Here is a 23449-nt window from a genome sequence, read left to right on the forward strand (position 1 = left end):
CCTGGCTGTCGGCTCACACGTCGCCGAGTGTCGAAGGTCGTACGAAATCCACCGCTTCGTCCACCGAAAGTCCTCTGCAAGTTGCAGCGCGACCGCTGCTGCTCGCGTGCACAGTGCTCGCCTCGCCGCCTGCGTGTTACCGAATGAGGCGGGCCACGGGCGTTTCGACGCACGGACCGTCAATTCATGGGGCGTCGATGGGCCCGCGTTTCGGGCACACAACGAGAGAACAGGAGCGTCATGGGCTCAGTCGAAACTCTGGAACCGAGCGTATTCGTGATCTTCGGCGGCACGGGAGATCTGTCTCGCCGCAAGTTGTTGCCGGCGTTGGCTCGACACTTCGAGCATGGGACGTTGGCGGGCAAGTGTGCCGTCGTCGGCGTGTCGCCCGACACGTCGGTGAACGACGAGTCTTACAGAGATCTCGCCCTCAAAGCGCTGAGTGACGCCGGCCTGGACAAGAGCGCCATCGATCAGCTGAACGAGAACCTCTACTTCCAGACCATCGGCAAGGGCACGAAGGACGACTACGCCGCGTTGGCCTCGCGCCTGAACGACATTCGGAAGAAGCACGACCTGCCGCAGAACTACGCGTTCTATCTGGCGCTACCACCGGGGGCCGTTGCAGGCGTGGTCGAAGGCCTCGACGGCGCAGGGCTCTCCAAGCCGGAGGGTTGGTCTCGCCTGGTGGTGGAAAAGCCGTTCGGGCGCGACCTGGCCTCGGCGAAGGCGCTAAACGACAAGCTCCACCAACACTTCCGCGAGGAGCAGATCTATCGAATCGATCACTACTTGGGCAAAGAGACGGTCCAGAACCTGTTGGTGTTCCGCTTCGCAAACGCGATCTTCGAGTCCTTGTGGAACCGTGAGCGGGTGCACAGCGTGGAGATTCGCGTGGCGGAGGACCTCGGGGTGGGGACCCGGGCGGGCTACTACGACAAGAGCGGCGCCACGCGGGACATGATCCAAAACCACCTGACCCAGCTGCTCACGTTGGTGGCGATGGAAGTGCCGACGTCCTTCGAGGCTGACGCCATCCGCCACGAGAAGATCAAGGTCTTGAAGTCCATCGCCCCCATCGACTGCGACCGCGTCGTGCGCGGCCAGTACGCCGGCGGCACCGTGGACAATCGCAAGGTCCCGGGCTACCGCGAGGAGGCCGGCGTCGCCGACGATTCCCAGACCGACACCTTCGTCGGCCTCGAGATCCTGGTGAACACCTGGCGCTGGAAGGGAGTGCCGTTCTATCTCCGCACCGGCAAGCGCATGAAGAAGCGCCTCACGCAGATCATCGTGCGCTTCAACGACGTGCCAGTGAGCCTGTTTCGCTCCAAGGGCTTGGCGCTCGACACCGCCGACATCTTGGTGCTCACCCTGCAGCCGGACGAAGGCTTCAGCCTGCACTTCGACGTGAAGGAACCGGGTGAGCCCTTCCGTCTCAAGCGCATTCCCCTCGCCTTCCGCTACAAGGACGAGTTCCATGACATGCCCGAAGCCTACGAAACGTTGCTCCTGGACGTGCTCGAAGGCGATCAGACGTTGTTCGTGCACGCGGAAGAGGTGGAAGAGTCTTGGCGCGTGTACACGCCGTTGGTGGAGAATCCTCCGCCACTTCACAGCTACCCTGCGGGGACTTGGGGGCCGAAGGAAGCCGAGCACCTCCGTGTGCCGGAGGGGGACCTGTGGCGCTGAAGGTGTTGCCGGATGCCGACGCGGTGGCTCGCGCCGTCGCGGACCGGATACTCCAAGACGCACAGTGCGCCGCGCATGCACGGGGCGCGTTTCGCATAGCGCTGGCGGGGGGAAGCTCACCCAAACCGCTGTATCGACTGCTGGCCGGCCAACGTGACCAGGTCGACTGGAGCGTTTGGCAGGTGTTCTTCGGTGACGAGCGCGTGGTCCCGCCGGAGGACGAGAAGAGCAACTACCGCTTGGCTCGGGAAACGTTCCTCGATCACGTTCCCATCCCGCCGATGAACGTTCACCGCATTCGAGGCGAGCTTGCACCGGCCGCTGCGGCGGAAGACTACGCCGCCACGCTGGGCGACCAACGGCTGGACGTCGTGCTCTTGGGCATGGGCGACGATGGACACACGGCCAGCCTGTTTCCGGGATCTCCCGCCCTGGATGAACGATCGACGACGGTGGTCACGAGCGTCAGCCCCGTTCCCCCCAAGGATCGAGTCACGCTCACGTTCCCGGTGCTGAACGCCGCCCGGGCGGTGTACTTCGTGATCACCGGCGAAGCAAAAGCGGAACGACTGGCTCAGATGCTGGAACAGCGGGCCCGCGGCGAGCCCGAGCTGCCGTCCGCGCGGGTGGACCCGGCGGACGGAGAGCTCGTCATCTACGCCGACGCGCCCGCAGCAGCCAAAACTCGGACACCGGAGACTACCCAATGAACCTCACTCAGTCTCGCGCTTACCAAGCACTGGCGGCGCATCATCGCGACGTCGCGGACGTCTCCATGCGCTCACTCTTCGCGGAAGATACCAGGCGCTTCGAGACGATGTCCCTGGAGCTCGACGGCATCCTGTTCGACTACTCCAAGCACCGCGCCACGAATGAAACCCTCGCACTGCTGATTCAGCTGGCGGAGCAAGCCGAGCTGGGCGCCTTCATCGAGCGCATGTTCACGGGTGAGAGGATCAACGTGACGGAGGACCGAGCCGTGCTCCACACGGCGCTCCGAAACCGTTCGAACACTCCCGTGTTGGTGGACGGCAAGGACGTGATGCCGGAAGTGAACGCCGTGCTGGCGAAGATGCGCCGCTTCACCGAGGCGCTGCACTCGGGCGCCTGGCGCGGCCACACCGGCAAGGCCATCACGGACATCGTCAACATCGGCATCGGCGGCTCGGATCTGGGGCCGCTGATGGTGACCGAAGCGCTCCGCCCCTACTGGAAGCCGGGCATGCGAGCCCATTTCGTGTCGAACGTGGACGGAACCCACCTAGCGGAAGCTCTGAAGCTGGTGAGCCCCGAGACCACGCTGTTCACCGTCGCCAGCAAGACGTTCACCACCCAAGAGACGCTGACCAACGCCAAGTCCGCCCGCAAATGGCTGCTCGACGCGCTGGGGGATCGCTCCGCCGTCGCCAAGCACTTCGTCGCCCTCTCCACCAACACCGAAGCCGTGAAGGACTTCGGCATCGATCCCGACAACATGTTCGAGTTCTGGGACTGGGTGGGCGGCCGCTACTCCCTGTGGTCGGCCATCGGCCTGTCCATCGCCTGCGTGCTGGGCATGGATCACTTCGAGGAGCTCCTCGCAGGCGCGCACGAGACGGACAAGCACTTCCGCACGGCGCCCTTCGCGGAGAACGTGCCGGTGCTCATGGGGCTCCTCGGCGTGTGGTACGCGAACTTCTTCGGTGCCGAGACCCACGCCATCCTGCCCTACGACCAGTACCTCCATCGCTTCGCCGCCTACTTCCAACAGGGCGACATGGAGAGCAACGGCAAGCGCGTCGATCGCGAAGGCAAGCCCATCACGGACTACACCACGGGTCCCGTGATCTGGGGCGAGCCCGGCACCAACGGGCAGCACGCTTTCTACCAGCTCATTCACCAGGGCACGCGACTGATCCCGGCGGACTTCATCGCGCCGGCGCAGAGCCACAACCCCATGGGCGAGCATCACCCGATCTTGCTCGCCAACTTCTTCGCCCAGACGGAAGCGCTGATGAAGGGCAAGACGGAAGAAGAGGCCCGCGCGGAGCTGGTGGCCGCGGGCCTGCCCCAAGACCGCATCGCTCGGCTGTTGCCGCACAAGCAGTTTCCGGGCAACCGCCCCACCAGCTCCTTCTTGATGGACCGCGTCACGCCCCACCGCTTGGGCCAGCTCATAGCCCTCTACGAGCACAAGATCTTCACCCAGGGCATGATCTGGAACGTCAACAGCTTCGACCAGTGGGGCGTGGAGCTCGGCAAACAGCTGGCCAAGAAGATCCTGCCCGAGCTCGGTACTCCACAACCCGTGACCAGCCACGACGGCTCCACCAACGGGCTCATCAACCACTACAAGAAGCTGCGCGCCGAGCGCGCCTGAGGAGGGAACATGGCCAAGTCACTCTTGGAGCAACTCAAGAGCATGACTGTCGTCGTGGCGGACACCGGCGACATCAATTCCATCGAACGGTTCAAGCCCCGAGACGCGACGACCAATCCGTCGCTCATCTCCGCCGCGGCCCAGATGCCGGAGTACCAAGAGGTGGTGGATGGCGCGCTTTCCTGGTCCAAGGAGCGCGCCGGCAAGGGCGCCGACAAGAAACGGATCCTCGACGCTGCCATCGATCGTCTGAGCGTGGAGTTCGGCCTCCGCATTCTGAAGATCGTTCCCGGCCGTGTATCCACGGAGGTGGACGCCCGGCTCTCCTTCGACACGGACAAGACCATCGCCAAGGCGCGGGAGCTGATCTCGCAGTACGAAGCGGCGGGCGCCTCCCGCGAGCGCATCCTGATCAAGATCGCGTCCACCTGGGAAGGCGTGGTGGCCGCCAAGCAGCTGGAGCAGGAAGGCATCCACTGTAACCTCACGCTGCTCTTCGGGCTGCACCAAGCCGTGGCCTGCGCAGACGCGAAAGTGACGCTGATCTCCCCCTTCGTGGGTCGCATCCTGGATTGGCACAAGAAGCAGACGGGGAGAGAGAGCTATCCGCCCGCCCAGGATCCCGGCGTGGTGAACGTGACCGGCATCTACCGCTACTTCAAGCACCATGGCCACGCGACGGAGATCATGGGCGCGAGCTTCCGCAACGTCGGCGAGATTCAAGAGCTCGCCGGTTGCGACCTCTTGACCATTTCGCCCAAGCTCCTGACCCAGTTGGAGAGCAGCGAAGGCGAGCTGCCGCGAAAGCTCGATCCGGAAGCGGCCAAACGCCAGAAGATCGACGCGATCGCCATGGACGAGAGCACTTTTCGCCGCATGCACGAAGAGGATCGCATGGCGACGGAGAAGCTGGCGGAAGGCATCGAGGGGTTCTCCAAGGCCATCGTGGCGCTGGAGAAGCTCCTGGAGGAGCGCCTGGCGAAGCTCGAGGGCAGCAATCGCATCGTGTCCGCCGCCAAGACGATGTTCTCCGTCTACGACCTGGACGGCGACGGCGCCATCACCCGCGAAGAGTGGGGCGGCACCGACGCGGTGTTCGACGCCCTCGACCGCGACGGCGACGGCCGCGTCACCCCGGAAGAGCTGGCCGCCGGCATCGGCGCAGCGCATTGCTTGAAGTGACCCCCTGACCACATCTTGGAGAGAAAGCTCATGGCAGACAAGGCAGCGTTCGGAATGATCGGTCTCGGGGTGATGGGAAAGAACCTGTCCCTCAACATCTCGGACCACGGCTACTCCATGGCCGTCTGGAATCTCGAGAAGGACATGATGATGAAGGCGGTGGCAGGCACCGCCCTTCGCCCCAACGACACCCTGAAGGATCTGGTGGCGAACCTCGAGAAGCCCCGCCGCATCATCTTGCTGATCAAGGCCGGAAAGCCCGTGGATTCAGTGCTCGATCAGCTCGAGCCACTGCTCGAGCCGGGAGACATCGTGATCGACGGGGGCAACTCCTGGTACCAGGACACCCAGCGCCGCGAGCAGCGCATGGCCGCCAAGAACATCAACTTCTTCGGCATGGGCGTGTCCGGAGGTGAAGACGGCGCGCGCCACGGCCCCAGCATGATGCCGGGCGGCAAGCGCGAGGCCTACGAGCACGTCCGCCCGATGCTGGAGGCCATCGCCGCCAAGACGGACTCGGGCCCCTGTGTCACCTACGTGGGTCCGGATGGGGCCGGCCATTTCGTGAAGATGGTGCACAACGGCATCGAGTACGCCGACATGCAGTGCATCGCCGAGGCGTACCACGTGCTGCGCGAGATCGCGGCCATGCAGCCCCCGGCTCTCGCGGAGGTGTTCACCGATTACAACCAGGGACCGCTGGAGTCGTTCCTGATCGAGATCACCGCCAAGATTTTCGGCGTGAAGGATCCCGAGTCAGGGGGCTGGCTGGTCGACCACGTGTTGGATCGTGCAGGTCAGAAGGGCACCGGTCGTTGGACGGCACAGATCGCGCTGGAGCTGGGCGTGGCAATTCCGTCCATCGCCGCCGCGATCGACGCCCGCGTGCTGTCCAGCATGAAGGAGGAGCGTGTGCGTGCCAGCAAGGTGCTCCGGGGCGCCGCCGGTCAGACCACGGTGGAAGAGAAGAAGAAGCTCGTGAAGGACGTCCACGACGCCCTGTTGTGCTCCAAGATCTGCGCCTACGCCCAGGGCATGGCGCTCATCGCCGAGGGCTCCCGCCACAACGAATGGGGCGTAGATCTGCGAGAAATGGCCCGTATTTGGAAGGGCGGCTGCATCATCCGGGCGCGCTTCTTGGACACCATCATGAAGGCCTACGAGCGAAACCCGAAGCTCGACAACCTGCTCTTGGACGAAACCATCTACGAGCAGATCCAGAGCGGTCAATCCGCCTGGCGGCGCATCGTTGGCCTGGCCCAGAGCCACGGCATCCCCGTCCCAGCCATGAGCGCGAGTCTCGCCTACTACGACAGCTACCGCGCGGCGCGCCTACCGCAGAACCTCACGCAGGCTCAGCGCGACGCCTTCGGGTCCCACACCTACCAACGGGACAGCGATCCCGAGGGCCCCTTCGTTCACACGGACTGGCTTTGAGCCGACGTCCTGCGTGAGGGTCCGTTTCATTTTGTTGGTCCGGCGCGAACCCCGTCGTGTCCGCGCCGGCCCGACAATCAATCTCAGAAGCTGCGTCCATCCACCTTCGTGATCGTGAGCGCGTCCAGGTCCACGCCGTCCAGGCAGCGGACGTTGATCGCGCGCACGTCGCTGCCATCGGGATTCTTGCCGTAGGCGAAGGGACGGATGCCGCACGTCGTGCAGAACTTGTGCGCGATCTTCTTGGTGTGGAAACGGTAGTCGGCGATGTCGCTCTCCCCGGACAGGAGCTCGAAGTCCGCGGCGGGAACGAACGTCAGGAGCCAGCCGGCTCGTGAGCAGATCGAGCAGTTGCAAGAGATCACCTGCTCGAGCGCGGTGCTGACCTGGTAGCGGACTTTGCCGCAGTGACACGAACCTTCGTAGCGCTTGGCCTCGCTCATGCCGGGTGTTTGCGCGGTTTTGCCCGTGGCGTATTGTAGAAACGCGACACATGCGCAAGACCGCGACAACACACGGCATTTTGAACCCCTCCGAGGGGGCACAGCACTTCACGCTGACGCGTCACGCACCCTCGGCTGCCCTGTCGCCCTTCGTGGAACGTTACTGGATCGTGCGCTGGGACCTCGAAGGTCGCCCGCCCTTCGTGCAGGAAACACTGCCCCACCCCTGCGTGAACCTGGCCTTCGAAGCGGGACGCTCGGCGGTGCACGGCGTGGGGACGGCGAAGTTTCGCGCGCGGCTCGAGGGCAAGGGTCACGTGATCGGCACCAAGTTCAGACCGGGAGGCTTCTTCCCGTTTTACGGGCACGACGTGTCGGAGCTCACGGATCGGGTCGTAGCGCTCTCCGAGGTGTTCGACGTGGACGGTCTCGCGCTCGAGGGCGAGGTGCTGGCTGCCGAAGACGACGCTTCGGCGATAGCCGTGGTCGAGCGCTTCCTCATGAAACGTGAGCCCGAGCCGGACGCGATCGTCGACCTCGTGGCGCGCATCACGGAGGTGGCTCTCGAGAACCGTGCCATCACCCGCGTGGAGCAGCTGTCGGAGCAGACGCGTGTGCCCGTCCGCAAGCTGCAGCGGCTGTTTCGCAAGTACGTAGGCGCCAGCGCGAAATGGGTGATTCGTCGCTACCGCGTCCACGAAGCCGCGGAGCGCGTCGCCCACGGCACCACTCAAGACTGGGCCGCTCTGGCGCTGGAGCTGGGCTACACGGACCAGTCCCACTTCATCGCGGACTTCAAGTCCCAGGTCGGCCATTCCCCCGCCGCCTACGCGGAGCTCTGCCGCGGCGGCGCCTGAACCGACAAAAACGCTTCGGCCCCCCGTTCCGAAGAACGAGGGGCCGAGGGTGCTTGCCGCTAGCGCGCTTCAGCGCGGGTACGGCGGGACGTACGGGTTGGTGATGTTGTGCGAGGTAGTCACGCTGAACATCTTGCCCGCACCGTGGCAGGTCTCACAGGACTCCATCTCGTCGCCGTTCCACGGATCCGCCGGGGTCGGGTCGGAGATCATGAGGTTGCCGTGGGCGACGGAAGAGTCGCTGTCGTGGCAGCTCATGCACGCCAGGCGCGCCGGCTTCTCGCTCCAGGAGGAGCTGTCCGCGTGGCACTTCTGACAGTTGCGCACGTCCTGCGGGAAGATGATGCTCCCGCCCACGTTCACCTCGCCGGGCTTGTTCACGTAAGCCAGGAAGTGCGCGCCGTGGATGCGGCGAGAGATGGGCGCCGCACCGAAGCCGGCGTTGCTGCGCCCGGACGCCGCCGAGGAGCCCCAGCCGTCGACGAAGGTGTCGGTGGCCAGACGATCATTGGCGGTGCGACGGTAGTCGTGGCAAGCGCCGCACACGTCCACGTCCCAGTCGTAGTTGCCGTGGATGCCGCCCTGAGAGCCGGGGTTGTGGCAATCACCGCAGTTGGTCGCGATCTTCGGCTCCACGGAGGCCGTGCCCACCTGGAAGTTCATGATGCCGAAGGAACGCGGCGACGGGCTGACGCGGATCCAGACGGTGTAGGTGCCCGGCTCTGCGGTGGCGACGTCATCCAACTGATAGGTGAAGTTGTCGGCGTTCCAGGTGACCTTGGGGTCGTCGTCCGCCGGGTTCGAGTGCTTGTAGATCGGGTTCGCCGGGTAGGAGCCGGAGCCGGCCTTGGCGACGTACACGCCGGGAGCGAGGGTCAGCGCCGTTGCCACGTCGCTACCCACGATCTCGAGGTTCGATTGACGCGGGCTGGGCAGCGCCATGACCTCTACCGCGTCGCCCTTGACCGCGGCAAACGCCACGGAGCGGAACGACGAGCTGGCGTTCAACCAGGCGGCGACCTCGACGGACGTCGCACCGGCCTTCTTGATGGCCGTGTCCGTGTTCACGGTGACGGCCTTCGCGCCCACCTTGATCTGCAGGTTCGCGGCCGTGCTCAGATCCCAGGGACCGGCTGCGCTGAGCACGGAGCCACGAGCCGCCGTAGTGAGCTGCGGGATGCGCCGGGCGCGGGGACCGTTGACGAACAGGTAGCTGCTCGAAGCGATGGTGGAAGGATCGATGGCGGTGTTCGTCGCCTTGTCCTTCACCACCACGGTCACGACCGGTGCCTCGCCGGCCACGTAGTACGTGCCGTTGCCGGGGGGCGTCATGGTCACGTCCAGCGTGTACTTGTTGGCTTGGTCCGTGATCAAGTGCTTGTCGGTGATGTCGTTGGCGTTGTGGCACATCGAGCAGTTCGCATCGCTCGCCTGCGCGCCGCCACCGTGCTTCTGGATCTCGCACTTGCCGGTCGTCGTGTTGCACTCGCCGGTGCCGTAAGCGGCCAAGCAGTCGGTCTTGGTGGTGCAGGCGGTGTTGCCGAGCACGCGCGGGGGCTTGAAGTCACCCGAGGCCCACTCCACGGCGTCGTGGCAGGCGCCGCAGGCCTGGCGGCTGGGCTTGCTCTTCCACACGTCGTCCTGGTGACACTTCGCGCAGTTCTTGATGTTGGCCGGGAAGGCCGTCTCGAGATACGCCTCGAAGTCGCCCCAGGTCGGGTTGGTGTTGAACTCGGACGCGAGGTCTTCACCCATGTGCGCACCGTGAACGCGGCGCACGAGGTCGTCGCTCAGGTAGGCGCCCGTGGCGGTGGCGGACCACTCGCTGTTGTCCGCGCACACGTACTTGCCGCCACCCGCACTCACCGGCTTGCTGCCATCGGTGCAGACCTGAACCGCCGCGTAGCCGTCCTGGTTGTGGCAGTTCTTGCACGTGTCGATCGGAGCGGAGTCGATCGACGGGATGCCCGTCGGCAGGTGGCCGGGGTCCACGTGATGCATGTAGTACTGACCATTGGCCGCACCCTTGTGACAGGAGTCGCAGCCGCCCTCGACGATCTTGGCCTCGGGAGTGGCCGTGCCGATCTGGACGTCCACGAGCGGATAGGTCTGGTCCAGCGGATAGGCCTTGGGGACCGCCCAGAGACCGATGGTGTAGGTGCCCGGAGCCTCGTCCGTGACGGCTTCCATCGTGTAAGTGAGGGTGCTGCCCGTCACGACCAGATTGGCGTTCGTGGTGGTGAGCAGGTTGATGTAGTGGTGCTCCGCCGCGGTGCGATCCGTGGAAGCGTTCAAGAGCTTCACCGCCGCCACGGTCTTGAGCGTGTCGAGGGGACCGCTCATGTACAGGTTCAGGATGGAGAAGTCGGCCAACTCGAGCGGGAGGCCCTTGGCGTCCTTCAGGTCGAAGGTGACGACGATCTTCTCGCCGGCCACGTAGTGGGTGCCGTTCGCCGGGGCGGTCACCGTAGGCGCCAGGTTCAGGCCGGGAGTCTCGCCCGCGTTCAATCCGGGCTTGCCGGGATTGCCGGTGGATGCGTCGCCGTCGGTCACGGTCACGCTGGTGCCGTCGTCACACTTGATGGTCTTGGTGCCGTCGTTGTTGTCCGTGACGGTGCAGCCGCTGCCCGCGTCCCCGTTGACCCCGTTGGCCACGGTCACGCTGGTGCCGTCGTCGCAGCTGATGGTGGCGGTGCCGTCGCCGTTGTCCGAAACGGTACAGCTGGTGCCTGCGCTGCCGTCACCGGCAGGTCCGGCCTTGCCAGGGGCGCCGTCGTCTGCGGCGCAGGCGCCCAGAGACAGGGCTCCGGCGAGCGCGACCGCGATGCCCAGGGGCAGCGCCAAGAATGATGAGTTGACGTTCCGCATTTTTGTTTCTCCGCGAACGCACGCACTAGGAGCCGCGTGCAGACACAATGCGCGGGCGCGAAGCAAGAGTTGGGCCGCACGTGAAACGCGAGGATTTCGCGCGAGTCTCGCGCAGTCCTCACGTCACGTTGCGTCGTGGCCGCAATGTCTGCTCGGCAGCGGACCTTCGTTGATCGCGATCAAGACCACGCCGAGTGAGCGCGAAAATCATTCATGCGTCATTGCGCCGCAGGCGGGGTCGTGTCTCAGCGCAAGAAGTCGTCGCTCAGGCTCTCGGCGTGGCTCACCACGGCGAAGACCTCCGCTGCGTCCACGCCGCGCCAGAAGACCTGCCAGTGCGGGAGTCGCACCATGCCGTCGCACACCGTCAGGTACCACGCTGCGGTGGGGTTGCCGATGCGAGTCCGCCAGTACAGTTGAGGAAAGTCACGCGACAGTGCTTGCCACAGGTCACGCCCGACGCCTTCACCTTGCGCCAGCGGCTCCACCGCGAACTTCGAGAGATAGGGCGCGCCGTGCCCCGGATGCACGACCGCAGCCCCCCGAAACTCTTGCTCCACGTACACCGCCAACGGCTGCTTGTCGAAGAAGCGCGGGTGGAGGGAGTGGCCGAAGCTCGCGGAAAGGAGCCCGGTGAGCCGCTCGCGATCGATCGCGTCGTAGCCCTCGTGGCGCTCGATGGCGCTGCCGCGCTTCACCAGCGTCCCGGCACCTTTCACCGTGAACAGCTCGCGCAGCAGGTCCAGCGGCGTCGTGATGCTGACCACCAGGCGGGCGGGTTCGGCGTGAGCAAGGAGCCCCTGCACGTGGGCGAGCAGCCGCGCGTCGGACTTGCCCAAGAGCGACAGCAAGAGCTTCGCATCGCTCCGCAAGTTGACCACCGACACGCTGCTACCCTCGATGGGCAACAGGTGCCGTTGGGCCACTTCCCGGCGTCGATCCCCGTGCACGTGCAGGCCGCCGTGCCGTCGAAGCAACACCAGCTTGCGGCTGGAAAGGTCCGCCGCCAAGCGCCCGACCCAGGCCAAGCGCTCGGGCATTTCGGCACCGGCGCCCTGGTCCACGACCATCAGGGGAGTGCACCCTCCCCGCAGGGCGTCCCGCAGCCCATCCACGAGCCCCACGTCGCTCGCGGCATGGTGGGTCACGCTCATGCGGGCGCTGCCGAGGCGCTTGTCGAGCCGTGCGCGGCTGACTTCCGCGGTATCCGGATCGAACAGGCCGAGCAACACGGGAGCGTACAGGCCGAGCTCCGACAAGAAACGCAGTTGCTCGACGAACCCCCCGAGCCCCTGGCGTACGACGGGAGCACCCGGCGCTACGAGGGCGAAGCTCTCCTTCGGCAATCGGCGGAACAGCTCGAGGTACAGCTCCGCCTCCGAGCGACGACCGACGCTCTCCAGAAACGTGAGAACTGCGTCCGCGGCGGGCGCAGGCGGGGGCTGAGTCGGCGTAGCCAACGACGGAGCGGCAGTATCACAAGTCGAATCTGCAAGGTCTACCCCGTGCCACCGGCCTTGGTTCTCGCTACTATCCCTCGCGATGCAGGTCGGCCTCGTCACCTCGCCGGGAGTGCTGGGACAATTCGTGGCACGCGCCATCGCTCCCGCGGGGCACGAGCTCTCGGTCGCGCCGGACCTCCCCGCACTGCTCGAGCAAACGGACGAGCCGCCACAGGTCGTGCTGTTTGCACCCATCGTGGGAGGGCGTCCGGCGAGGGACGCCCTGGGCAGCGCCCGCGAGGCCGGGCTGGCACCCGAGCGCGCGATTTTCTTGGGCTTGACCGTGGAGGAGTGCGAAGAGGCGCGGCGCTCGGGCTTCTTTCGCGCCATCCAGCTGCCGTTCCAGGCTCAAGAGCTGCTGCGTGCCATCGAAAGCTCCGCCGAGGGCAAGCTGTCGGTCCTGCTCGCGGACGACAGCGAGCTGATCCACAAGCACACCGTGCCCATCCTGGAAGCCGCCGGCTATCGGGTGGTCCAAGCCATGAACGGCAAACAGGCTCTCGCCGCGATCGAGCAAGAGCATCCGGATCTCCTGCTCACCGACGTGGAAATGCCCGAAATGGATGGGTTCACGCTGTGTCGCACGGTGAAGGAGGAGGAACGGACCGCGAGCATCCCGGTGGTGATCTGCTCGTCCTTGGGCGAAGCCGCGGATCTGGAAAAGGGCTTCGACGCCGGCGCCGACGACTACTTGGTCAAGCCCGTGGTGCCCGAAGAGCTGGTGAGTCGCCTGCATGCGCTGCTAGCGACCCGCATGGTGAGCGCCCGGGAGCGCGTGCTGGTGGTCGACGACTCCGCGGCAATCCGCCACCTGGTCGCGGATTGCCTGCGGCGGCAGGGCTTCCGCATCGAAACCGCCGTCGACGGAAAGGACGGCCTGGACAAGGCCGTCGCCGGCCCGCCCGACCTCGTGCTCACGGACTACGACATGCCACGCATGACGGGGTTCGAGCTGGTGCACGCCTTGCGCCACGAGATCACGACGCGCGACGTGCCGCTGGTGATGCTCACGGCGCGGGACTCCAAGCGGGATCAGGCCCAAATGCGCGCCGCCGGGCTCACCAGCTACTTGGTAAAGCCGTTCTCCACGGACAAGTGCATTGCCATCGTGGAGCGGGTGCTCGCCGAGACTCGCTTGGCTCGCTACAAGGAAGCCAGTCGCCTGTACATCAGCGAGGGAGCCGTTCGCGCCGCCGAAGAGCTGTCCGCCAGCGGAACCCTGGGGGAGATCCGCGCGACGGAAGTGGACGCCACGCTCTTGTTCTCGGACATTTCGGGCTTCACCAGCATGAGCTCGAAGATGAGCCCCGGGGAGGTGGTCGCCATCTTGAACGAGGCCTTCGATGCACTGTGCATCGTGATCAAGGAGCAAGGGGGCGACATCGACAAGTTCATCGGCGACGCCATCATGGCCGTCTTCGAAGACCGCCCCGCCCTGGACGACCCCCACGCGCTGCGCGCCGTGAAGGCCGCTTGGGGAATGCAGCGTGCATTGGATACGTTCAACGCCAGCAGGAAAAAGCCTCTGATCATGCGCATCGGTCTCAACTGCGGCAACGTGGTCCGCGGCGACATCGGCTCGCGCTTCGTTCGCCGCGACTACACCTGCATCGGTGACGTCGTGAACCGTGCCCAGCGCCACGAATCCAAGGCGCCGCTGGGCGGCGTGCTGATGAGCGCATCGGTGTACGACCGCGTGGCGCCGCTCGTGGTAGCGGAAGAAATGACCGGCCTGACGTTCAAGGGAATCGACGAGCCGCAGAGCGCCTGGGTTCTGAAAGGCTTCGTGGACTGAAGATGGAAGGCCCCGCGCGAACGTGGTAGCCGACGTAGCGTGATGAAGAGAACGCGTACCTGGGCGCTCCTCGGCGGCGTCGCTTGTCTGGTGGCTCTGGGAGCCGGTCCCGCTGCGGCAGACCCGGCGGATGCCAGCCGCTATCCCTATGATCCCGTCTGTGCTTGGGGGCGGCTGGCCAACGGAAAGGGCATGCTCGTCCGTTGCATCACGCGGGAGGAAGCCGAAAGTCTGGCCAAGAACCGTCCGTTGCCCGCGCCCTCCGGCAAACCAGAAGCGAGCGCCGCCCCCGCCGAGTCACCACCCGCCGGCGGACCGGCAGAAGCCAGCGTGACTCGCGTCGACGCCGATCAAGGCAAGCTGCCCCTGGCGATCAAGAAACTCGGCGCCGCCCGCGACAAGTTCGCACAATGCATCGACAACAACGGCGGGCTTTCCAAGGACGCCGGCGAGGTCCAGGTGCGCTTCTTGGTACGCAGTAGCGGGCGTGCCGAAGGCGTCTCGGTGAAGAAGCGCGTAGGCGTCTCCTCCGCGGCGGCTCGCTGCGTAGCCAACGTCGTGGATCGTCGCTCCGTGGGCGTGCCCGATTCACCGCTGGTGGGCGCCACCGTCACGGTGAAGTTCCGCTCCAAGAACGCGCGCTAGCGGAGCCGCGCGCGGCGTTCTATGGTCGACAGATGGCCGTTCGGGTCCTGATCGTCGATGACTCCGCATTCATGCGCGGCGCCATCGCGCGGCTCTTGGGTGGGGACGCTCGCTTCGAGGTCGTGGGGCAGGCCAAAGACGGCAGCGAAGCCGTGCGCCTCGCGGCGGAGCTCGCGCCGGACGTCATCACCATGGACTTCAACATGCCGGGGATGAACGGAGCGGAGGCCACCCGCGCCATCCTCGACGCCAAGGCCACTCCCATCGTGATGCTCTCGGCCCACACTCGGGAGGGAGCCACCGCCACGATACAGGCCCTTGCCGCCGGCGCCGTGGACTTCGTCGAGAAGCCCGACGGCGAGGTGAGCGCGAACCTCAGCAACATCCGAGAAGGTCTGACGGAGAAGCTGCTCACCGCCGCCGGCGCCAACGTCGCCGCCGCCGTGAGCGTGCCCACCACGGAAAGCGTCACCTCCTCCCGCCGCATTCCACGGTCGGCGCCACGCCCAATGCCGGCAGGTCTGCGTCTGGTCGTCGTGGCCAGCTCCACTGGCGGTCCGGCAGCGCTGGTGCGCCTGCTGTCCACCCTCCGCCTGGGCGACAACGCCGCGTTGCTCCTGGTCCAGCACATGTCCGCGGGCTTCACCGAGGCGCTCGCCGCCCAGCTCGCGGAGTCCGCGGCGTTTGCAGTGCAAGAAGCCTCGGCGGGCCTGGAGCTCGCTCCCGGCCTGGCTCTGGTCGCCCCCGGCGGCTCCCACCTGCTGGTGGAGCGCAGCGGCCGCGTGGCGCTCTCGGACGCCCCGGCGGTCCACGGCGTGAAGCCTGCCGCGGACGTCACCCTGAAGTCGGCGGCGCAGGCCTTCGGTGCCCGCGTGGTGGGCGTGGTGCTCACCGGCATGGGGCGCGACGGCGCGCTCGGACTGGCGGCGGTGAAAGCCGCCGGAGGACGTACCATCGCGCAGGACAAGAACAGCTCCACGGTGTACGGCATGCCCAAGGCCGCAGTGGAAATGGGCGTCGTGGATGAAGTGCTCGCGCTGGACCGCATCGGGCGCGCGGTGAGCGGGCTCGTGACGAGCTGAGTCGTGACCGCGGCGAACCAACACCCAGAAAAACAGCGGGTGCTCGAGGAGTACACCGCGCGCGAACGTCGCTTCACGGCGGAAGCCGATGCGTTGGCGGCCCGCTCGCGATTGATCTCCAACCTGCGAGGCGTTTCCTTCGGCGTGCTCGTGATCGCCGGCCTGTTCGCGATCTTCGGCAGTACCCGCATGGTGCCTGGTGTGCTGTCCCTGGTGGGCGGGCTCTCTTTCTTGGTGCTGGTGGTCGTCCACGCCCGGGTGATCGAGCGAGAAGACGACAAGCGACGGCATGCTCGCGTGAACGCCGACGGCCTCGCTCGCTCGAGCGGACGATTTCGCGAGCTGTCGGAGGACGGCGCCCGCTTCGCGGATCCCCAGCACCCCTACGCGGACGACTTGGACGTGTTCGGTCCCGGCTCGCTGTTCCAGCGCGTTTCGGTGGCTCACACCCGCTTCGGCCACGAAGCCTTGGCGCGCCATCTGGCCGAGCCGCAATCCCTGGCGGAGGTGGAGGCCCGGCAGGAGGCCGTCCGCGCCCTGGCCCCCGAGCTCGACACCCGACAGAGCTTCGAGGCCCACGCCCTGGCGGCGGCCGCCCCGGAGGAAGTCAGCAAGCGCCAATCTCGGCCGGCGCCGGATCCCGAGCCGCTGCTCGCTTGGGCCGAGGGCAAGGCGGAGCTCTCGGCGCGCCCCGCGTTGGTGTGGGCGTCGCGCATCCTCCCGCTCTTGACCCTTGCTGGGCTGATCACGTCATCGACCCTCCACCTCCCGGTGGTTGTGTGGGCGCTGCCGCTGACCGCGCAGATCCTGCTGAACTTCTCGACCCGCGCCGAGACCCTGCGGGTGTTCTCGGCGGTGTCGTCCACCGAGGGCGCGTTCCTGCGCTACGGCGCGATGCTCCACATCTTGGAGAACCTCGACCTGCCCTCGACACTGATCCGCGACATGCGCGAGCGCGTCAGCGCCAGCGGACAGAAGCCCAGCGAGTCCATGAACGAGTTCCGTCGTGGCGTCGGCTGGTTCGATCTGCGGCACAACGGGCTGGTGCATCCCTTCGCCAACGCCCTCTTGCTCTGGGACATCCAGTGCACCCTCAAGCTGGAGCGCTGGCAGAAGCGCTCCGGCCAGCACGTGCGCGCGTGGTTTGCTTGTCTCGGCGAGCTGGAAGCGCTGTCGAGCCTCGCAGGCCTGGCCCACGACGAGCCGAGCTTCGCCTTTCCCGAGGTCGTGGCCAGGGAGGCGGTGTTCGAAGCGGAGGCCCTCGGACATCCGCTCATTGCCGAGGACAAGCGCGTCGCGAACGACGTCTCGCTGCCCCACGCCGGCACTGCGCTGCTCGTGACCGGCTCCAACATGTCCGGCAAGAGCACGCTGCTCCGAGCCATGGGCCTGTCGGCGGTGATGGCCATGGCGGGGGCGCCGGTCTGCGCGCGACGCCTCAAGGTCGGCCTCGCGGCCATCCGCACCAGCATCCGAGTGAGCGACTCCCTGGAACGCGGCGTCAGCCACTTCTACGCGGAGATCCGCAAGCTCAAGGCCGTGATGGACGCCACCGGCCAACCGCTGCCGGTGTTCTTCCTGTTGGACGAGATCCTGCACGGCACCAACTCCCGGGAGCGGCAGATTGGCGCCCGCTGGGTGCTGGGCGAGCTGCTGGAGCGTGGCGCGACCGGGGCCGTGTCCACGCACGACATGGAGCTCTGCCGTCTGCCGGATTCGATGATGCAGCGCGTCCAGCAGGTGCACTTCCGGGAGAGCGTCGAGAACGACAAGATGACCTTCGACTACAAGCTCCGGCCCGGCACGGTGAGCGAAGGCAACGCCCTGCGGCTGATGAAGATCGTGGGGCTGGACGTCCCGCTAGAGTGACGGCAGCTCGAAGCGCAGCACCACGCGGTCCCGGAGCTTGATGGCGCCGAGCAGCGCCTTGAAAGGGGTGATGCCCCACTGGGACGGCGTGAGCTCGACCTCGCCCGTCAGCCGGCCATCCCGCTCCCGTGCCTCGAAAGCCACGGCGTGCTCGGCCCCCAGGAGCCGCAGAGTCCCCTCCACGTGGTAGCCGGTCTCCCGGCGGCGGCCTTCCCCGCGAAAGGTCGCTTCCGGATGCTTGTCGGCGTGGAGGACCTTCTTTTGGATGTTCTCGCGGATCTCGGCACGATCTCGATCGCTGAGGGTGCCCGCGTCGAGGTGTCCGTCCCGCATCGCGTCCACCACCACGATGCTGGCGGGGTAGAAGCGCGCCACCACCCGTTGCCCGTCGGTTTCCACGTCGAATCGCTCGACCCGCAGCAGCAGATCGTGCGCCACCTTGGACAACAGCCCTTCCTTGAAGGTGAGTACTTCGACGACTCCACCCGACAGTGGCGCTAGCTCGGTCACGGGCGGGACCCTGGCGCGATCCCGGGCCGGGGGAAAGCCCTGCCTCGCCCCGGCCCCGCGGCCCGCTAGCCGGGGGCCTCAGGTTGTGGCAATCCATGGGAAATGCCCCCGCTTGACGACAAAAACGCCCGGGCGTTAGCCTGCCTTTGGGCGCTTCAGGCGGAGGGGCCCCAGAGGCGATCCACGAGCTCATGGTTTTCGGTCTAGAGGCAATCCCTCCGTGAGCGAGTTCGACGAAAAGACACGCGTCACACAAGTCGTCCAACGCCCCCCCTCCGACGACGGGGACACGGGGAACGACTGCTTGGTGGTGATCTACACGAAAGAGCCCGGCTTGCTCGGCAAGCGCTTCGTGCTCGACAAGAACCCCATGGGCATCGGGCGGGGCGCGGACAACGCCATCGTGCTCGAGGGTGACAGCGTGTCCCGCCGCCACTGCCACATCGAGCGACGCACGAACCGCTGGTACGCGGTGGACGACGGCTCCACCAACGGCACCTACCTCAACGAAGAGCAGATTGCCCGGGAAGCGCTGCTCAACAACGGGGACCGCATCAAGGTCGGCCCCAGCATTCTGAAGTTCCTCACCGGAGCGGACGCGGAAGCCAAGTACCACGAAGAAATCTACCGCATGACGATCGTGGACGGGCTCACCCAGATCCACAACAAGCGCTACCTCTATGAGGCGCTGGAGCGCGAGGTCATTCGCGCCCGTCGCCACGAGCGTCCCGTCAGCCTGATCATCTTCGACATCGACTTCTTCAAGCGCATCAACGATCAGTACGGTCACCTCGCGGGAGACTACGTGCTGCGGGAGTTGGCGCGGGTGGTGCAAGCGCGCATCCGTCGCGACGAGATCTTCGCCCGCTACGGCGGCGAAGAGTTCGTCATCGTGCTCCCCGAAACACCCCTGGAGGGCGCGACGTCCCTGGCGGAAAACCTGCGTGCCCGGGTGGCCGAGCACAGCTTCGTGTTCCAGGGGGAGCGCATCCCCACGACCATCAGCATTGGCTGCGCCTTGCTCACGGAAAGCGACAAAACGGCCACGGATTTGATCCAGCGCGCCGACGAGAAGCTGTACGAAGCCAAGCGCAGCGGTCGCAATCGCGTGTGCTACTGAGCCCGGGCGCAGGCGAGGCTTGCTGCTGAAATCACGCAGCAGTGCCAACTCTACGGCGCCACTTCTGGGTCGAACGCCCGCAAAGCCCGGGCGCAGGCGAGGCTTCGGCGAGCACCGAAGCGGAGCGTACTCGAGTACGTGAGCATCGGAGCGCAGCCGAAACGCTGCCTTCGCACGGGATCTGCGGGCGTGGCTGCTGCCGAAATGGCGCAGCAGTGCTAAATGCGCGCACCGTGAGCTTCAGTGAGCTACCCCCGCCTCCGGCGGTCCGCCCCGGACAAGACGAGCCGGTCGTCCGCGTGCGCCCGCCGGGCCCCGCGTCCCGCACCTGGCTCACGCGTCTTGCTCGCACCGCCGCCCCCATGGGCCCCAAGGCGGACGGCGGACCCAAGCGTGGGATCGTCGCCGACGTTCCACCATGGACCGTGGTGTATGCCACCGCGACCGGCAGCAACGTGTTGGACGTGGACGGCAACCGCTACGTCGATCTGGTCGCCGGCTTCGGGGCGCTGCTCCTCGGGCACGGTCACCCTCGGGTGCTGAAGGCCCTGGAGCTTCAATCGTCGCGCTTGCTCATGGCGCTGGGCGACGTGTACCCCGCGGACGCGCGCATCGCTCTATCCGAACGCCTGGCGGCGCTGCACGTCGATCCTCACGCCAAGGTGATCCTCGGCCAGTCCGGCGCTGACGCCGTCACCGCGGCGCTCAAGACCGCACAGCTCGCCACCGGGCGTCCCGGCGTGGTGGCGTTCGCCGGCGCGTATCACGGCTTGTCCTACGCGCCCCTGTCGGCCTGCGGCTTTCGCGAGAGCTATCGCGAGCCCTTCGCGGCGCAGCTCAGCCCCCACGTGCGCTTCGTGCCGTACCCCGCAGAGGACCTGGACGCTTCGCTGGAGGGCGTCCGCTCGCACCTGGCGCGAGGCGACGTGGGCGCGGTGCTGCTGGAGCCGATCCTCGGCCGTGGCGGCTGCATCGTGCCGCCCGAGGGGTTTGCCGCGGAAGTCGGCCGGCTGTGCCAGGAAGCCGGGGCCCTGCTCATCGCCGACGAAATCTGGACCGGCCTCGGCCGCAGCGGAAAGCTGTTGGCGGCGGGCCGCGACGGCCACTTCCCGGACATCGTGTGCCTGGGCAAGGGCCTGGGCGGCGGACTGCCCATCAGTGCCTGCATCGGCCGCGGCGACGTGATGGCCGCCTGGCGCCAAGAGCACGAGGTGGTCCACACCACCACTTTCACGGGAGCCCCCCTGCCCTGCACCACGGCCCTCGCCACGCTGGACGTGCTCAGCAAGGAGCGCCTGCCGGCGCGCGCCGCGGAGGTCGGGGCGCGCTGGCTCGCCACACTGCACGCCCGCTTGGCCTCCACCAACGTTCGAGCCCGAGGCGCGGGCTTCATGATCGGGATCGACGTGGGACGAGCCGGCGGCGGCAGCCGCCTGATGCACCGCCTGCTCGAGCGCGGCTACTTGACCAGCACTGGCGGCACCGATCGCAGCGTGCTCGTGCTCACGCCACCGCTCAACATCGCCGAAGACTTGCTCGAGGGGTTCACCGAAGCGCTGCTCGACGCGCTGGAGCCCTCATGAGCGACGACGCCCTCTCGGAATCCGACGCCCTGCATCGCCGCGTTCAGGAGCTCGTGCGCGCGCCGGACGACGGCTTCGACGCCCTGGCGCTGGACATCGCGCGTCATCAAGCGCGGCATTGCCCCGGCTTTCGCCGACTCGTCGAGTCCAAGAGCTCGGCGCTCGACACCGTGGACTCCATTCCCGCGGTGCCCGCCGATGCCTTCCGCTTCTCCCGCGTCGCCTGCCATCCGCCGGAGCTGGATGCGGTCCGCTTCCACACCAGCGGCACCACGGACGCCGCCCGCGGCGTTCACCCCATGCGCCGCACCGACACCTATCGTCAGATCGCAGTGCGGGGAGGGCGCCAGGCGTTGGTCACGGCCTGGCCCCAGCGCCGCGTGGTGGTAGCGCTGGCGCCGAACCCCGGCGCGGTGCCCACGTCCTCCCTGGGCTTCATGATGCGCGCCTTCATGGAGGAGCTCGACGGTCGCGCGCTGGTCACGGATCCGACGGGCGCCGCCTTCGATCCGGACTCGCCTGCGCGCTGGCTGGCGACCCCCCACGGCATCGACATCACCGGCCTCAGCCGCGCCGCACTCGTGGCCTTGGAGCGTCAAGAACCGCTCTTGGTGCTGTCCACCGCCTTCGCTCTCGTGGCTTTGCTGGACGAGCTCGGCGGCAAGAAGCTCCGCACGCCGAAGCACACCGTGATCATGCAAACCGGCGGCTTCAAGGGCCGCACGCGGTCCGTGGCCCCGGAAAAGCTGCGGGCTCGCGTCGCGCGCGTCTTCGGTATCGCCAAAGAACGCGTCGTCGGCGAATACGGCATGACGGAGCTGTCCAGTCAGCTCTACGAGGGCACGCTGCCCGGCGCCGAGCTCGAGGGCGAAGCGGGGCTCTACCTCCCGCCGCCGTGGCTCCGAGTGACCGCCGTCGATCCCATCACCCTGCGCCCGGTTCCCGAAGGCGAGGTCGGCATCGCGCGCTTCGTGGATCTCGGCAACGTGGACTCCGCGGTCGCCATCGTCACGCAAGATCGCATCGTGCAGCGCGCCGGCGGTATCGAGCTCCTCGGTCGGCGCCCCGGCGCTCCGCTACGCGGCTGCTCCCTCGCCGCCGAAGAGCTCATCGTCACCAGCACTCGCGCCTGACCCTCTCTACATTTTCTTGTCGGTCCGGCGCGGCCCCGTCACTGCGTGCAATCCATGTTGCACTGGAGCGTCTCGTCCGTGTCGCACCAGCACGTGAGACTGCAGCAGTCGGAGCCGAAGCAGTCTTCGTAGCAAACGTTCACGCCGCCGCACGCCACGCCCGGCGCACACACCCCGGCATTGCCACTGCCGCTGCCACTCCCGCCGCTGCTCCCACTCCCACCGCCGCTGCTCCCACTCCCACCGCCGCTGCCACTTCCGCCGCTGCTGCCACTTCCGCTCCCACTTCCGGTCGCTCCGCCGCTCGCTGTCGCGCCAGTGCCACCGCTCCCGCTCGCGCCAGCGCTCCCGCTCCCGGCCGCTCCGCTCACTCCCGCGGCTCCACCGCTGCCGTCGCCGCCACCGCCGCCACCGTCCGTCTGTGCACCACCACAGCCGCACAGCGCGCACAACACCGAAAGTCCGAGACCGGAACGCATCGTCATTTCGAGTCCTCCGAAGAAAGTAAGAAGAATGCCGGCGCCCGTCGGGCGCGGACCTCGACATCGCAAGCGATGTGCCACCGCGCGCGTGCTCGGCTTTCTCACACTCTCCGCTTCAGCGTCCCGTGATCGGCATGTCGCACCCCTGGCGCCGAACGGCTACACCTCCACCACATTCACCGTCCGAGCGCGCGGCGCTCGTCACCGGTCAGGTATCCGAGAGCATCGCGCGCGTCTTCAGCTACAGGTTCACCTCCGCGCGCAGCCACGGCGACCAGGAGCGGCGGAGCCTCGGCTCCCAGAGAGTCGGCGATGCGTCGTCGCGCGCCATGTTCACCGCTGGCGATCAGGACCGCCGCCGCCCCGGCGCGCGTGTCGGCGGACAGGGTGGGCTCGTTCACGGCGCGTGCCGCATCCTCCAAGAGCACCCTGCTGCGATAGGGACTCTCCGCAGAGCGGCGCGCCTTGCGCTCCAGGTCCGCCAGCCACTGTCGAGTCGAGCGTTCGCCGCGCTCGAACGCCGGCATGCCATCGGCCTGATGCGCCGCCAGTCGCGCCTCCAGCTCGGACACCGTCGAGAGCATTCGATTGGCATTGTCGAATCGCCACCGGAGCTCGATCCGGCCGTCCAGGCCGAGAATGCAGAGGGTGGCTCCGTGGATCTTCCACCCGGAGACCTTCTCGAACGGCAGATAGGTTCGCCACAGGCCGAACCTGCGCACTCTCAAGCCGCCCTCATCCATCCGAACCCGGTCCGACCTGAGCCACCTGAAGAAGGGCCGGTAGAGCCGCCACCGCAGGACAATCGCGACGGACAAGAAGAAGAGCTCGTCGACCCGCATGAGCAGGGGGTCGGTTTCAGCACCGTGAGGTTGCGGACTTTGTGCGCA

General features: G+C 66.9%; 19 protein-coding genes. 13 read left to right on the top strand and 6 right to left on the bottom strand.

Translation table 11 applies throughout. The annotated features are described in order from the left end of the window. The first annotated feature begins 240 nt into the window (after positions 1–240). The 5 genes from zwf to gndA are packed head-to-tail and all read left to right on the top strand — an operon-like array spanning position 241 to position 6670. Positions 241–1692 carry a glucose-6-phosphate dehydrogenase gene (zwf, locus tag H6717_20705; GenBank protein MCB9579464.1) on the top strand — a complete coding sequence of 484 codons (1452 nt, stop codon included), beginning with the start codon at positions 241–243 and terminating at the stop codon, positions 1690–1692. Beyond that, a complete protein-coding gene (gene pgl, locus H6717_20710) occupies positions 1683–2402 on the top strand; it encodes a 6-phosphogluconolactonase (protein ID MCB9579465.1) in 720 nt (239 codons plus the stop codon). The genes zwf and pgl overlap by 10 nt, the downstream gene beginning before the upstream one ends. Next, positions 2399–4051 (top strand): glucose-6-phosphate isomerase, encoded by a 1653-nt coding sequence (gene pgi / locus H6717_20715; protein ID MCB9579466.1) that lies wholly within the window; start codon positions 2399–2401, stop codon positions 4049–4051. Before pgl ends, pgi begins: the two co-directional genes overlap by 4 nt. A 9-nt stretch (positions 4052–4060) precedes the next feature. After that, positions 4061–5233 carry a transaldolase gene (locus H6717_20720; protein MCB9579467.1) on the top strand — a complete coding sequence of 391 codons (1173 nt, stop codon included), beginning with the start codon at positions 4061–4063 and terminating at the stop codon, positions 5231–5233. Positions 5234–5263: 30 nt separating this feature from the next. Further along, positions 5264–6670, top strand: coding sequence for an NADP-dependent phosphogluconate dehydrogenase (gene gndA / locus H6717_20725; protein MCB9579468.1), 1407 nt, complete (start codon positions 5264–5266; stop codon positions 6668–6670). 83 nt (positions 6671–6753) lie between these two features. On the opposite strand, the gene H6717_20730 is transcribed toward gndA, so the two are convergent. Next, a complete protein-coding gene (locus H6717_20730) occupies positions 6754–7113 on the bottom strand; it encodes a GFA family protein (GenBank protein MCB9579469.1) in 360 nt (119 codons plus the stop codon). Positions 7114–7163: 50 nt separating this feature from the next. On the opposite strand from H6717_20730, the gene H6717_20735 reads away from it, so the two are divergent. After that, entirely contained in the window at positions 7164–7970 is an 807-nt protein-coding gene (locus tag H6717_20735) for an AraC family transcriptional regulator (protein MCB9579470.1), read from the top strand. A gap of 69 nt (positions 7971–8039) precedes the next feature. On the opposite strand, the gene H6717_20740 is transcribed toward H6717_20735, so the two are convergent. Beyond that, positions 8040–10838 (bottom strand): hypothetical protein, encoded by a 2799-nt coding sequence (locus H6717_20740; protein MCB9579471.1) that lies wholly within the window; start codon positions 10836–10838, stop codon positions 8040–8042. A gap of 245 nt (positions 10839–11083) precedes the next feature. After that, entirely contained in the window at positions 11084–12298 is a 1215-nt protein-coding gene (locus H6717_20745; protein ID MCB9579472.1) for a hypothetical protein, read from the bottom strand. Between the two features lie 82 nt (positions 12299–12380). Between H6717_20745 and H6717_20750 the strand changes: the two genes are divergently transcribed. From H6717_20750 to H6717_20765, 4 genes are read left to right on the top strand one after another with little or no spacing between them, the layout of a single operon-like run. Then, the gene (locus H6717_20750) at positions 12381–14135 is read left to right on the top strand and encodes a response regulator (GenBank protein MCB9579473.1); all 1755 of its coding nucleotides are present in this window, start codon (positions 12381–12383) and stop codon (positions 14133–14135) included. Positions 14136–14177: 42 nt separating this feature from the next. After that, a complete protein-coding gene (locus H6717_20755) occupies positions 14178–14780 on the top strand; it encodes a hypothetical protein (protein MCB9579474.1) in 603 nt (200 codons plus the stop codon). Positions 14781–14812: 32 nt separating this feature from the next. After that, positions 14813–15862: a chemotaxis response regulator protein-glutamate methylesterase gene (locus tag H6717_20760; GenBank protein ID MCB9579475.1), complete on the top strand. Its 1050-nt coding sequence runs from the start codon at positions 14813–14815 to the stop codon at positions 15860–15862. Between the two features lie 3 nt (positions 15863–15865). Next, the gene (locus tag H6717_20765; protein ID MCB9579476.1) at positions 15866–17731 is read left to right on the top strand and encodes a DNA mismatch repair protein MutS; all 1866 of its coding nucleotides are present in this window, start codon (positions 15866–15868) and stop codon (positions 17729–17731) included. On the opposite strand, the gene H6717_20770 is transcribed toward H6717_20765, so the two are convergent. Beyond that, positions 17723–18241, bottom strand: a complete 519-nt coding sequence (locus H6717_20770) for a YceI family protein (protein ID MCB9579477.1) — start codon at positions 18239–18241, stop codon at positions 17723–17725. The two genes, H6717_20765 and H6717_20770, sit on opposite strands and share 9 nt — an antisense overlap. 220 nt (positions 18242–18461) lie before the next feature. Between H6717_20770 and H6717_20775 the strand changes: the two genes are divergently transcribed. From H6717_20775 to H6717_20785, 3 genes are all read left to right on the top strand, one after another. Then, positions 18462–19361: a GGDEF domain-containing protein gene (locus H6717_20775; GenBank protein ID MCB9579478.1), complete on the top strand. Its 900-nt coding sequence runs from the start codon at positions 18462–18464 to the stop codon at positions 19359–19361. Positions 19362–19594: 233 nt separating this feature from the next. Next, positions 19595–20944 (top strand): aspartate aminotransferase family protein, encoded by a 1350-nt coding sequence (locus H6717_20780; GenBank protein ID MCB9579479.1) that lies wholly within the window; start codon positions 19595–19597, stop codon positions 20942–20944. Then, complete coding sequence (locus H6717_20785) at positions 20941–22077, top strand: acyl-protein synthetase (protein ID MCB9579480.1); 1137 nt, start codon at positions 20941–20943, stop codon at positions 22075–22077. The genes H6717_20780 and H6717_20785 overlap by 4 nt, the downstream gene beginning before the upstream one ends. A gap of 38 nt (positions 22078–22115) precedes the next feature. Here H6717_20785 and H6717_20790 read toward each other — a convergent pair whose 3' ends face one another. Together H6717_20790 and H6717_20795 are read right to left on the bottom strand one after the other, a co-directional pair. Next, on the bottom strand, positions 22116–22562 hold the full coding sequence (locus H6717_20790; protein ID MCB9579481.1) for a hypothetical protein: 447 nt from the start codon (positions 22560–22562) through the stop codon (positions 22116–22118). A 173-nt stretch (positions 22563–22735) separates the two neighbouring features. Next, positions 22736–23401 carry a hypothetical protein gene (locus tag H6717_20795; GenBank protein MCB9579482.1) on the bottom strand — a complete coding sequence of 222 codons (666 nt, stop codon included), beginning with the start codon at positions 23399–23401 and terminating at the stop codon, positions 22736–22738. Positions 23402–23449 lie beyond the last annotated feature (48 nt).

Source organism: Polyangiaceae bacterium, assembly GCA_020633235.1.
Lineage (GTDB): Bacteria > Myxococcota_A > Polyangia > Polyangiales > Polyangiaceae > JACKEA01.